13 protein-coding genes are annotated in these 11811 nt (G+C 49.1%); 9 read left to right on the top strand and 4 right to left on the bottom strand.

Features of this window, described 5'->3' with window-relative positions:
- Positions 1-284: 284 nt before the first annotated feature.
- Together AC07OI_RS06885 and AC07OI_RS06880 are read right to left on the bottom strand one after the other, a co-directional pair.
- Positions 285-845, bottom strand: a complete 561-nt coding sequence (locus tag AC07OI_RS06885) for a porin family protein (protein WP_492702546.1) — start codon at positions 843-845, stop codon at positions 285-287.
- Between the two features lie 196 nt (positions 846-1041).
- Positions 1042-2166, bottom strand: a complete 1125-nt coding sequence (locus tag AC07OI_RS06880; protein WP_492702548.1) for an ABC transporter substrate-binding protein — start codon at positions 2164-2166, stop codon at positions 1042-1044.
- A 131-nt stretch (positions 2167-2297) separates the two neighbouring features.
- Here AC07OI_RS06880 and mobB point away from each other — a divergent pair, with 131 nt between their 5' ends.
- From mobB to AC07OI_RS06865, 3 genes are all read left to right on the top strand, one after another.
- Positions 2298-2855 carry a molybdopterin-guanine dinucleotide biosynthesis protein B gene (gene mobB, locus AC07OI_RS06875; RefSeq protein ID WP_495256672.1) on the top strand — a complete coding sequence of 186 codons (558 nt, stop codon included), beginning with the start codon at positions 2298-2300 and terminating at the stop codon, positions 2853-2855.
- A gap of 63 nt (positions 2856-2918) precedes the next feature.
- The gene (locus AC07OI_RS06870) at positions 2919-3119 is read left to right on the top strand and encodes a YjfB family protein (RefSeq protein WP_423003219.1); all 201 of its coding nucleotides are present in this window, start codon (positions 2919-2921) and stop codon (positions 3117-3119) included.
- 173 nt (positions 3120-3292) lie between these two features.
- The gene (locus AC07OI_RS06865) at positions 3293-3733 is read left to right on the top strand and encodes a hemerythrin domain-containing protein (RefSeq protein WP_492702552.1); all 441 of its coding nucleotides are present in this window, start codon (positions 3293-3295) and stop codon (positions 3731-3733) included.
- Here the strand turns inward: AC07OI_RS06865 and AC07OI_RS06860 are convergent.
- Both AC07OI_RS06860 and AC07OI_RS06855 read right to left on the bottom strand, forming a co-directional pair.
- The gene (locus AC07OI_RS06860; protein ID WP_162041999.1) at positions 3721-3939 is read right to left on the bottom strand and encodes an RNA-binding S4 domain-containing protein; all 219 of its coding nucleotides are present in this window, start codon (positions 3937-3939) and stop codon (positions 3721-3723) included. The genes AC07OI_RS06865 and AC07OI_RS06860 overlap by 13 nt on opposite strands.
- Before the next feature lie 36 nt (positions 3940-3975).
- Entirely contained in the window at positions 3976-4209 is a 234-nt protein-coding gene (locus tag AC07OI_RS06855; RefSeq protein WP_495256671.1) for a hypothetical protein, read from the bottom strand.
- Positions 4210-4474: 265 nt separating this feature from the next.
- Between AC07OI_RS06855 and AC07OI_RS06850 the strand changes: the two genes are divergently transcribed.
- The 6 genes from AC07OI_RS06850 (at position 4475) to AC07OI_RS06825 (ending at position 11527) form a co-directional block, all read left to right on the top strand.
- Positions 4475-4729 carry a BufA1 family periplasmic bufferin-type metallophore gene (locus AC07OI_RS06850; RefSeq protein ID WP_492702557.1) on the top strand — a complete coding sequence of 85 codons (255 nt, stop codon included), beginning with the start codon at positions 4475-4477 and terminating at the stop codon, positions 4727-4729.
- A 104-nt stretch (positions 4730-4833) separates the two neighbouring features.
- Positions 4834-5676: an MNIO family bufferin maturase gene (bufB, locus tag AC07OI_RS06845; protein ID WP_495256670.1), complete on the top strand. Its 843-nt coding sequence runs from the start codon at positions 4834-4836 to the stop codon at positions 5674-5676.
- Positions 5677-5684: 8 nt separating this feature from the next.
- Positions 5685-6497: an HvfC/BufC family peptide modification chaperone gene (locus tag AC07OI_RS06840; RefSeq protein WP_495256669.1), complete on the top strand. Its 813-nt coding sequence runs from the start codon at positions 5685-5687 to the stop codon at positions 6495-6497.
- Positions 6498-6549: 52 nt separating this feature from the next.
- Positions 6550-7029: a DoxX family protein gene (locus AC07OI_RS06835; RefSeq protein WP_495256668.1), complete on the top strand. Its 480-nt coding sequence runs from the start codon at positions 6550-6552 to the stop codon at positions 7027-7029.
- Between the two features lie 178 nt (positions 7030-7207).
- Positions 7208-8389 carry an efflux RND transporter periplasmic adaptor subunit gene (locus AC07OI_RS06830; protein WP_495256667.1) on the top strand — a complete coding sequence of 394 codons (1182 nt, stop codon included), beginning with the start codon at positions 7208-7210 and terminating at the stop codon, positions 8387-8389.
- A gap of 9 nt (positions 8390-8398) precedes the next feature.
- Positions 8399-11527 (top strand): efflux RND transporter permease subunit, encoded by a 3129-nt coding sequence (locus tag AC07OI_RS06825; protein ID WP_495256666.1) that lies wholly within the window; start codon positions 8399-8401, stop codon positions 11525-11527.
- Positions 11528-11811 lie beyond the last annotated feature (284 nt).

Here is an 11811-nt window from a genome sequence, read left to right as displayed (position 1 = left end):
GCAAATAGCTGATTGTAAATATCGACCGTAAGGACTCCGTAAGAGACCTGAACAAGCCAGCTGAAAAGAATTTGAAAACTGCGGGGAAAGGCGGGGAGAGGGATGCTTGTCGGTTAGACTGTGTCCAGAGCAAGGGAGTAAAACATTTTTGTCAGCAGCAAACGATGAATTTGCTGCTGACAATTTGGCGCAAGATTAACTGAGTTTTTGTAAAACTATTAAATCATTAAATCAATACTGCGCCCGAACGACTTGTTTCAGATATTGCCTTATTAAGCGCAATATCAGAACGATGCCTGGACACCAACGTTGAAGTTAGTGATGTTGCCGTCGCCGCCAACAAAGTCAACTTTACGGCTGGCGATTTCAGCACGTGCAGCGAAGTTAGGCGTGAATGCATATGTTGCACCTACACCGACCATGACTTGTGCAGAATTTTTGTTGGTAGAGCCACGGACATTATTGAAAGCAGCAGTTGCTTCGCCTTTGGAATAAGCCAGACCCAGTTTAGTGAACAGACCCCAGTTATTGCCAAGTTGGGCGCGGTATGTGCCAGCCAGATCAATGCCGGTTGCTTTCATTTCTGCAGCGATACCATAGACATTGGCTTTGACTGTACCCAGATTGTAGTAGCTACCTTCAATACCCCAGTGAGGGTTGAAGTTGTAACCACCCAGAACATTGAAGGATGTGTCATTGGTTTTGCAGCTGGATGTACCTGCGCAATCCATATTCCAGCGAGCCTGGCCTACAGTGGCGCCAGCATAAAACTCTGCATGTGCAGTTGTGCCGATAAACAAACCGGAAATTGCCAGAGCAGCGGCGATAATTTTTTTATTAAACATGTTGTACCTGATTGATTTTTGAATAATGCAACGAGATTTCTCTATTTGCTGGACAAACAAACCTGAAATTCTTTTGTTGCAGTGCAGCACTTTATTCTAAAACCATGACTATGTCAAAAAACCTTATCTATTTGCGTCTATATATGCCGTTTTTTGTATGAATATATTATTGATAATCAAAGTGTTTTAAACGCATTTAAAACAGCAATCCGCCACCCTTTCTGAAGAGGGCCATGTCAACATAGTTAGACATGCGATGTGTAGTATCTGATGGGTTCAGGGTAACACCACCCAGGTCGATGACGCTTTTTTGCGTAGCAAGGGCTTGCAGGGCATCGCGTCCTGGTTTGCCGGTCTGTATGGCTTTGACCAGGGTTTTGGCGACCATGAAGCCTTCAAACGTCAGGGCAGAGAGGTCTTCATCCCTGAATTTTTTCATCATATTGCTATGATCTATCTGTATCAGGGATTTCTTGCTTAAGGGGTTAGGTACAACCTGCGAAAACACTGTCCATTCCAATGCTTTGGGGCCAGCGACTTCTGCCAGGGTATCAAGATTGATGAGTGACATGCCAGCGACAAAGGTGCGTGGTGCCTGTTTTCTGAATTCTTTCAAAAAAATACCGGTGCCAAGTGTATCTGCAATGGCAATCACGATACCAGGAGCGGATCTGGCCAGCACCGCAGATTCCCTTTCCATATCAGCCGCTGAGGCACCTATGCGTACCAGGCCACTCATGAGCATATTGCGTTTGCGCAATTCGGCGACAACATACTGGTACATGTCCTGATTCAGGGCGTTTTCCTGATAAGCGATACCTACGCTCTTGATGCCCAGTTTGTCGAAGTAAGAGAAGATGTATTGCATCTCTTGTTCAGGGCTGGGGCGCCAGAACAGTACGCGTGAATTATAAGTTTTAACCGAAGCCACCAGAGGGGCGAACAAGGTTTGTCCGCTTTGTGAAAACCTGGCATTGGCCAGCACTGCATCTGTTACTGCCGCACCTATGCCACCCAGCAGGTAATCTGCCTTGTCTTTTTCGAGCAAGTCGCTGACGGCCTGCGCTGACACTGCCGGGTTACCCTGGTCATCACGTACCAGATATTTAATTCGTTTACCGCCTATGCCGCCATTTATATTGATACTGTCAAAGTAGGTCGTAATGCCTGCCACATAGTCGCGGCCAATGCTACCATTCGGTCCGGACAAGTCTATTGCCTGACCAACGACGATGACATTGCCTTGCGCCTGTACATTCAGGGCAAACAAAAAGCAGAGCAGGGCGAAGCAAAAAGACCAGAGCCTGAGGGGAAAACGCATTCTGATAACCTGTGAAATATTGCAATGTAACAATTGTTACATTCAAATATGACTATGGAATGACGAGGCTGTAACTGGTTCATACTCGTAAGTTATATGCATATGCTGATTTTGAAGATTTGGAGAGCGTTGTGACTAGCGGTGAAAAGAATGATGCGAATAAGGCGGGGCAAATACTGGGCGTAATAGGATGGTCGGGCAGTGGTAAAACCAGTTTGCTTGAATACCTGGTCAGGCAACTGACGGTAGCAGGGCATAAAATTAATATCGTCAAGCACAGCCATCATGATGTCACGATAGAACCGCCGCAAAAAGACAGTTCGCGCCTGCGTCTTGCGGGTGCGCAAGATGTCTTGCTGGCGTCGCCTTATCGTTATGTGATTGCCCATGAATTGCGGCAAGAGGCTGAACCATCACTGGATGAACTCCTGGCACGTCTGTCACCAGCAGACCTGACGCTGGTAGAAGGTTATAAATGGGAAGCCATGCCCAAGATTGAGGTCTTTCGCCCATCTCTTGGTAAGGCTGCAATTTACCCGGATGACGCTCATATAGTATTGGTCGCTTCTGATGTTACTGCTCCCGTTGATTTGCGTCCTGGCTTGCAATGGCTGGATTTAAATCAGCCGCACCTGGTGCTGGATTGGATTCTTGTTGCGATGCAAAACAAGATATTAAAAAAAATCTGAAAATCTCCTAAAGACTTTACTTAAGCCGCCGTTATCTTAAGTAGACAGATAAGGAGAATTGTCATGGATGTAACCGGTATTGCCAGCGTGGCAACGACATTGGCTGATGTAGGTACTAGTCAAGCAGTGAGTATTGCTGTTTTGAAAAAAGCCAATGATATTACGGCTGAAAGTGCAACCGCATTGATAGAAGCAGTGTCGGATAATAAATCTGTCGCCAATCTGCCACCAAATCTGGGCAGGAATATCAACACCACGGCTTGATTATTTATTAGCGGGTGTGTCTGTATATGTAAGCAGATATTCAAACAGATGTTCAAGAAGCGCGCTGATGGCGCGCTTTTTTGTTTTTGATGAGGCATGACATATGATCATGCGCAAGCAAGTTGCCCGACTATCAGCGATAATCTTGCCATTTCCCAATATCTGGATTAAGCATGGAACAAAATTCATGGGGCTGGTCTGACCGCCTCAGCCTCAGCTATGAACCTATGGACGAAACCCACAAGGAGTTTGTCGAGCTCTGTGCGGCATTGTCTGAAGATAATCCTGCTACTTTCGTGGCCAGGCTGGATGCCCTGATCGTGCATTCCATCGCCCATTTTGAGCAAGAAAACCAGTGGATGACCGAAACTGCCTTTCCACCTGCTGGTTGCCACAGACAGGAGCATGACGCCGTGTTAGAGGTCATGCAAGAAGTCAGACGCAGGGTGGAATTGGGGGAAACTGATCTTGCTACGCGCCTGGCAGAAGAGTTGCCATTATGGTTCGAGCATCATGTCGATACCATGGATAATATGCTGGCACGCTTCATGGCAAGCAATCCTGAAAAGCTTGCCGATGCTGCTGTCAATACTGCCCAGGTTCAACCAGCCTGAACCCGGATTTCTATATCGCCCAGGCTGACCACCTGGCCGGCACGGATTTTTGCGGTTTTGCGCAATTCCTGCTCACCGTCAACACTGACGTCACCGCTGGCAACGATAGCTTTGCCAGCGCCGCCACTTTCACACAAACCAACCAGTTTCAATAACTGATTCAGTTCTACATATTCGCCTTCCAGGCTAAAACTCAGGCTTTGCATATAAATTCCTCTATCCTGCAATAAAAGGGACGCAGCTTACACTATTTTGTTAGCTGCAAGGCGTGCATTTGCTTTCTCCAGCCACATCCCCAACTGGGCGATCAGGTCTGCCTGGCTGAATGAGCAACTCTCCTCCGTAAACAAACTACCTGATTCCAGTCGGCTCAAGAGATTTTCCATAACCTCGCCAAACTGGGGTGGCAGGGCGGCCAATAGCTGAGTCTGGCCTCGCCAGATTTGGCAAAAACGGCTGATATTGATTTGTTCCATAGATAAATCCTGAATACTTTGTCGCAATTCTTGTGTCAAGTTGAGCATATAGAAACTTTTAGCTTGAAAAAATGTCATAAGCTAGTAGGATAATCTGATCGCTGCCTGAATCCAATCGAAAATGTGCTGCGTAGAAGATAGTGCGGGTAGCGTAACTGAAAATATTTTACGAAATTTTGTAAGTTTGCTTTATCTGCACCGACTATAGGCTGTAGTTTTAAATTTTCCCATGTGGGATGTTTTGCACTTTTAACAGGAGATGAACATGAGTAATAAAGCAATGGTTGCAGTCGCACTGGCAGGTTTGTTGGGTTCCAGCATGGCAATGGCTGCTGATCCAGTCAAGACTGAGAAATGCTTTGGTATTTCCAAAGCTGGTCAAAATGACTGCGCTACTAAATCTGGTTCCCATTCTTGCGCTGGTCAATCCAAGAAAGACAATGATCCAGCTGAATGGAAAAAAGTCCCGGCCGGCTCTTGCGAAAAAATGGGTGGCAAGCTGGAAGCCCCTAAGTCCTGAGCCAGGATTTAATTTTTTGACGAGCCCGTTTTTTTGACTGATTTATTTTGACTGATACGGCTCGAGCTAACTGTCAACCCGCGTCCGCCCTGCAAGGGGTGGGCGTGGGTTTGCGCACTCAACACTATCGTGATTTTCTGCATGCATCTGCTATGGAATCCGCGTCGGCATCTGCCGACTGGCTGGAGGTGCATTCAGAAAATTATTTTGGTGATGGCGGCTATGATTTGCATGTACTGCAAACATTGCGCCGTGATTACCCCTTAAGCCTGCATGGCGTTGGTATGGGGCTGGGGTCAGCATCAGGCTTTTCTGATGACCATATTACCCGCTTGCAGCGTTTGATAGAGCGTACCGAGCCAGCCCTGGTTTCTGAGCATCTGTGCTGGGGAGCTATCGCAGGCAGACATTTGAATGACCTTTTGCCTTTACCGTTGATGCAAAGCGCCCTTGATTTAATATGTCAGCGTGTCGATGAATTGCAATCGCGCTTGCAAAGACAGGTCTTGATAGAAAACGTCTCGACTTATCTGCGCTTTGCCAGGGACGATATGTCGGAAGCCGAATTCCTTGCTGCACTTGTCAAGCGCACCGGTTGCGGCATCCTGCTCGACATTAACAATCTGTATGTGAATCAACATAATCATGGCGAAGATGCGCTGCAGGCCTTGCGTATCATGGCTAACTTGCCAGTTGGTGCGATAGGTGAAATTCATCTGGCAGGGCACTTGCAAACCGATATCTGCCTGGTTGACGATCATGGCAGCCAGGTTGCTGATCCCGTGTGGGAATTGTTTACGCAGGCAGGGGTTATGCTGCCTGCTGGCATCCCTGTTTTGATAGAGTGGGATACGGCTATTCCAGAATTACCAGTGTTGCTAAATGAAGCGTATAAGGCCAGGCAAGTTCTGGCAACGCTGACTGCTAAAGAAGTAGCCATTGCATGATGGATGTAATGAAAGATTCACCCACCTTGGCTGAAATGCAGGAGCAGTTTGCCCAGGCAGTGCTGCAGCCATCCAGCACAGCGCAGGCTTCCACTTTATTTCATACACATCCATTTCAAGATGACAGGCTCGCCTTGTATCGCGGCAACCTGACGGCGATATGGACATCGGCATTAAAGAATACCTACCCTGTGCTTCATCAATTAGTGGGTGATGATTATTTCGAGCAAGTGGCGCGCGCGTTTGGCCGCGCCTGCCCGTCAGAATCCGGCGACCTGAACCAGTTCGGCGCAAAATTGGCAGAGTTCCTGAAAACCATACCGGACGTTGCAGATTATCCTTACTTTCCTGATGTCGCCGCGCTGGAATGGCAGATACATGCGGCTTATTATGCCGCTGATGCAGATGCCATCAGCCTGCCTGATTTGTTGCAGGCGGTGGCCACTACCGGGCAGGACGTGCAGGTGGTGCAATTGGAATTTCACCCCGCAGTCAGTCTATATATTGCTGAATGGGACAGTGTCGCCATCTGGCTTGCCCATCAAGCAGATGCCGAAGCGGATACTGTAGCAAGCCTGCCAGAAAATATCCGGCAGACTTGCCATGGACTCATCTATAGAAGTAATTGGTCAGTCGAACTATTGGCGATCAGCAAACCCGCCTGGCTGGCCCTGGCTGCCTTGCAGCAGGGGAACAGCCTGGGTGCAGCCCTGGAAATGGCGCTGGATGCAGATGGCGGATTTGATATCAATGCTCAGTTGCAGTCCTGGTTTGCCGCTGGATTATTTGCCAAGTTCAAATTTCCTGACAATCAGCTGTAAGGAATCCATCAGCCAACTGACTAAGTTGCAGGAGACTAATTGGAGAATTTCTATGTATGACACCCTGCAATACTTTCATGGCCTGAGTACCCGTTTTGATGACAAGCTCAGTGCCTGGGGCGGTTCGGCCCTTAGTTTGGCGCTCAGGTTATTTGTCGGATGGCAGTTTTTTAAGGCTGGCCTGGTAAAAATCGCTGACTGGCAATCGACTTTGTCCTTGTTCCGTGAAGAATATATGGTACCCATCATACCGCCCGAACTGGCAGCCTGGATGGGGGCAGGTGGGGAACTGGTTTTACCTGTCTTGCTGGTACTGGGTATTTTTTCCCGCCCCGCAGCCCTGGCTTTGTTTGCTGTGAACCTGATGGCCGTGGTTTCTTATCCGCAGTTGTTTGAGCTGGAATGCCCGGCAGCAGTCAATTCGCATTTTTACTGGGGCATATTATTGCTGGTACTGGTAAGTTTTGGGCCTGGTAAATTATCACTGGATGCGTGGCTGAATGCTGGCAAGCAGGACAACCGCTTGAAGTGAGTTGATTGAGCTGACTGCTCATGCAAAATCGAGTTTCGAACAGGCCTGCGGATGCAGGCCTTTTTTTGACTATTAATTGATGAACTTATCGTCTACATTTCAGTCAAACCGCAAAACAAAGTCTGGCCTGCCTGGCGGCAGCGCGGATATAGCGCACTCACACTGGAATATCTTCATCATGCAAAACAAATTTCGCTTTCGTAATGCCCAGGGCCAAATTCAATGGCGTACTCCCGTCATAACAGTTGTTGCCGTGGCAATTTGCAGTGCACTTTGGATGGTTTATTCCAGCAAGATGACTGCACAGGCCAGCACCAATGAAAAAAAACAGGCAGACAAGGAAGTAATCTATGAGTTGGCTGCAGCCGACATCACCAGCGCTGAACTCAAGGAGTTATCGGCGCAATTGCCCATCTCGGGTTCGCTGGTGCCAGAAAGTCAGGTCACCGTGCGTGCCAAAGTCATTGCCGAAGTGGCAGAAGCACCCTTGCAAGAAGGCGTGGCAGTACAAAAAGGGCAAATCATTGCCCGTTTTACTGCCGCTGATTTACATGCACGTCTGACCACGCAAGAAGCTGCAGTGGATGAAGCACAGGCCAGGCTGGCGCTGGCGCAAAAGAACCGCCTGTCGAACGAAACTTTGCTGAAGCAAAACTATATTTCGCAAAATGCTTATGACACTACTCATAATGGACTGGAGCTGGCGCAAGCCAGTCTGAAGTCGGCAATGTCACAAAAACAGGTTGCGCAACTGGCATTGGCAGATACCCAGGTGCGCTCACCGCTGGATGGTTTCATCAGCAAGCGTCATGTACAGCCGGGTGAAAAAGTATCGCCAGATACAGCACTGTATAGCATAGTCAACCTCAGCCATATGACGCTGGAGGCGCAAGTGCCCGCCAGTGAAATACCCAGGGTAAAGGCGGGGCAAAAAGTGGTGTTTCAGGTTGATGGTTTTGGTGGCCGTGAATTTGTCGGCAAGGTGGCGCGCATTAACCCTGCGACTGAAGCAGGTTCACGTTCCATGATGGTATATGTAGCCGTGGACAATGCGGATGCTGCATTACGCGGCGGCATGTTCGCCAAAGGCAGTCTGGTATTGGAAAAATCAGCGGCAGCCACGACAGTGCCGCTGACAGCGGTGCGGCAAGTTAATGGTAATGATGTCGTCTATCAAATCATCAATGAGCAGGTGAAGATGCAAACCGTCAAGCTGGGATTGCGCAGCGATGACGAAGGCAAGGTGCAGATTGTGCAGGGGCTGGAAGCTGGTGCCGTGCTGATTTCTTCCCGTCTGGATGGCGTAAAAGCCGGTAGCAAGGTGAAGATGCCCAAGTCCAATGCAGCGTCGAAAGTCTAAGCCATGTGGATGACCAAAGTAAGTATACAAAATCCGGTGTTTGCCACCATGATCATGGTGGGCCTGATGGTGCTGGGTATTTTCTCGTATAAGGGCCTGGGCCTGGAAAACATGCCCAATGTGGAGTCGCCCGGTGTCTGGATGGAAGTGATGTATCCCGGCGCTTCACCAGAGATCGTCGAGAACGATATCACCAAGCCGGTAGAAAATGTCGTCAATACTATCAGCGGCGTCAAGCGCATCATGGCCAGTTCTTATGAGGGCCGTGCCGGTATCTGGATAGAGTTCCAGTTGTCAGTCAATGGTGACAAGGTCTTGCAGGAAGTGCGTGACAAAGTTGCGCAGATACGCCCCGGTTTCCCACGTGATGTGAAAGACCCGTTCATCGTCAAGGGTGGTGACGGTAATGGTCGCCCGGTCGTGCAAATGGCGATAAGTTCTGGTGAGCGCAGCTTGCGTGATCTGTCGAATATGACAGACCAGATCATCGTCAAGAAATTACAAAGCGTGCCGGGTGTGGGTCGCGTTGATGTACGTGGTGCAGTGGTGCGCCAGGTGCAGGTCAAGCTCTTGCCTGACCGTATGGCGGCCAATCATATCGGCGTCAATGAAGTGTTGACTGCGATACAGACCACCAATCAAAACATGCCTGCCGGTTTGATCACGCGTGGCTCGCAAGATCAACTGGTCAGACTGGAAGCCAAGATAGCTGATACCCGTGGCTTCAATAAAATCATCGTCGCCCGCCGCGCCGGTGCGCCAGTCTATCTGGAGCAGATTGCTGAAGTGCAGGACGGTGAAAGGGAAGAATATTCCATCTCACGCGTGAACGGACAACGGTCAGTCGCCATCGCTGTCAGCAAGATACAGGATGCGAATATCGTTGAGGTGGGGGATGGCATCATAGAAGCAATTGCTGATCTCAAAACACGCTTGCCCAAGGATGTGCAGATGACGGTCAGTGAAAACAATGCTGATTTTGTCAGACACTCTCTCGACGGCGTGAAAGAAACCATACTCGAAGGCGCGGGCCTGACTGTGTTGATTGTCTTCCTGTTCCTGCATTCGTGGCGCAGCACCATCATCACTGGCCTGACTTTGCCTATTTCAGTGATTGCCACTTTCATTGCGTTGAAGGCTTTTGGTTTTACCCTGAACTTCCTGACCATGATGGCGCTGTCGCTGTGCATAGGTTTGTTGATTGATGATGCCATTGTGGTACGTGAAAATATCGTGCGGCATCTGGGCATGGGCAAGGGGCACAAGCAGGCGGCAGAAGACGGCACCAATGAAATTGGCCTGGCTGTGATGGCCACGACCTTTGCCATCGTTGCCGTGTTTGTGCCTGTGGCTTTCATGCAGGGCATGATAGGTAAATTCTTTTTTCAGTTCGGCATTACGGTAACCGTGGCGGTGCTGGTGTCGCTGTTCGTTAGTTTTACCCTCGACCCCATGCTGTCATCGGTATGGCGTGATCCTGAAGAAAACCGCTTCAAGCGCCTGCCGTGGCTGGCCAAGTTCATGGGCGGCATAGAGCATGGCATAGACAAGCTGCACATCATCTATGGCAAGTTATTGCAACTGGTTTTGCGCAAGCGGAAAACTACCTTGTTGCTGGCGACCTCACTTTTTGTCGGCAGTTTCTTTCTGGTGCCTATGATAGGAACGGAATTTGTACCTGAGGCTGATGAGGGCCAGATCACTATCAATCTGAAAACTCCGGTTGGATCCAGCCTGCAATATACCGATGATAAAACCCGGCAGGTGGAAGCTGTCCTCAAGGAGATGAAAGATATCCAGACCATCAACACTTCGGTCGGTATCGAGAATGAACGAAACACCGCGCAAATCAATATGAAGCTCAGCGAAAAGCGTGTCACGCATCGCAAGTCGCAAAAGCAGATGGAGATACAAATTCGTGAACGTTTGAAAAGCATACCCGGCATAGAAATGGCTGTGGGTTTTGACAAGCCCATCTATGTAGCGATACTCGGCCCGGATGCTGACAAGCTGCAAGATGTTATCGATAGCGTCATGAAAAAAATGGCAGGCATCAAAGGCATCGCTGACCTTGAGAGTAGTTTGACCGGTGCTAATCCCACTGTCCTCGTCAAGGTCAATAATGAACTGGCGAATGACCTGGGCCTGTCTGTGCAGCAAATAGGCTCGGCTCTGCGTCCCTTTGTTGCAGGCGATACTCTGGGGCAGTGGCTGGCACCGGACGGCCAGAATTATGAAATCAATGTGCAGTTACCCAAGTCTGGCAGGCAAAAAATTTCTGATCTGGCAGACCTGTCTCTGGCCAGTAGCAAGATAGATGCAAATGGCAAACCCATGATGGTGCCTTTGCGTCAGGTTGTGCAATTTGTTCCAAGCACCAGTCCACGCGTCATCAAACGCCAGGATTTGCAACGCAGGGCAGCGATATATGCCAACGTCGAAGGGCGCCCGGCAGGTGATGTTGGTACTGAAGTACAAAACCTGGTCAAGACCATAGAACTGCCGCCCGGCTACCGTTTTGATATCGGCGGACAGACCAGGGAAATGCAAGAGTCTTTCAGTGCGGCCGTGGCAGCGCTGGGCATAGCGGTGATTTTTATTTACCTGATTCTGGCTTCACAATTCGGCAGCTTCCTGCAACCACTGGCGATCATGACGGCCTTGCCGTTTTCATTGATCGGTGTGTTGCTGGCTTTGCTGATTACCGGTAGCACGCTGAATATTTTCTCTATCATCGGGTTCATCATGCTCATGGGCCTGGTGACCAAGAATGCGATTTTGCTGGTTGATTTCATCAATCAGGCGCAAAAGCAGGGCATGAGCCAGTTTGATGCCGTGCTGGCTGCCGGGCAGGTACGCTTACGCCCCATCATGATGACGACGCTGGCTATGATCTTTGGCATGCTGCCCATGGCCATGGGTATCAGCGATGGGGCAGAAACCCAGGCACCGATGGGCAGGGCCGTCATAGGCGGCATCATCACCTCGACGTTGCTGACTTTACTCGTCGTGCCGATTGCCTATACTTATCTGGATAATCTGGGTAAAAAGGCGAAAGCTTATTTTGCTTATCATGAGCCAGAGGTCAGCCCGCCTGCAGCGATGATTAATGATGTGGGTGTGGTCGCCAGAGATTAATTCATAAAAATAACTATAATAAAAAAGCTCGTTTAGATATAGGAAAAGGTATACTTGCCGCCCGGAAAAAGAGACGCTGTTCTGGTCTCTTTTTTCTTGAAATTTTAAGAGTGTTGTATTTGCCCCGCATGGAAAATCCCTGGGGCAAGTTCAGGCTGATTTTTTAAGAGTGTTTACTCTAGATGTGAAATTTTCGCTATTCATCAAATTGCGTAAATGACATACTACTTGCTAAGTTTTAGAACGCTCGTTCCATTTTATATGGTGCTGGTTAAATCTACTGA

The sequence above is a fragment of the Undibacterium sp. GW821-FHT07F11 genome (assembly GCF_059418665.1).
The sequence above is the reverse complement of the archived record's forward strand: the minus strand, read 5'-3'. Positions and strand labels throughout refer to the sequence as shown.

Coding starts and splice junctions, on each gene's coding strand:
- AC07OI_RS06855 (WP_495256671.1), bottom strand. CDS start 4,209: ATGGAACAAATCAATATCAGCCGTTTTTGCCAAATCTGGCGAGGCCAG.
- AC07OI_RS06865 (WP_492702552.1), top strand. CDS start 3,293: ATGGAACAAAATTCATGGGGCTGGTCTGACCGCCTCAGCCTCAGCTAT.
- AC07OI_RS06840 (WP_495256669.1), top strand. CDS start 5,685: ATGAAAGATTCACCCACCTTGGCTGAAATGCAGGAGCAGTTTGCCCAG.
- AC07OI_RS06860 (WP_162041999.1), bottom strand. CDS start 3,939: ATGCAAAGCCTGAGTTTTAGCCTGGAAGGCGAATATGTAGAACTGAAT.
- AC07OI_RS06885 (WP_492702546.1), bottom strand. CDS start 845: ATGTTTAATAAAAAAATTATCGCCGCTGCTCTGGCAATTTCCGGTTTG.
- AC07OI_RS06850 (WP_492702557.1), top strand. CDS start 4,475: ATGAGTAATAAAGCAATGGTTGCAGTCGCACTGGCAGGTTTGTTGGGT.
- AC07OI_RS06880 (WP_492702548.1), bottom strand. CDS start 2,166: ATGCGTTTTCCCCTCAGGCTCTGGTCTTTTTGCTTCGCCCTGCTCTGC.
- AC07OI_RS06835 (WP_495256668.1), top strand. CDS start 6,550: ATGTATGACACCCTGCAATACTTTCATGGCCTGAGTACCCGTTTTGAT.
- AC07OI_RS06830 (WP_495256667.1), top strand. CDS start 7,208: ATGCAAAACAAATTTCGCTTTCGTAATGCCCAGGGCCAAATTCAATGG.
- AC07OI_RS06825 (WP_495256666.1), top strand. CDS start 8,399: ATGACCAAAGTAAGTATACAAAATCCGGTGTTTGCCACCATGATCATG.
- AC07OI_RS06870 (WP_423003219.1), top strand. CDS start 2,919: ATGGATGTAACCGGTATTGCCAGCGTGGCAACGACATTGGCTGATGTA.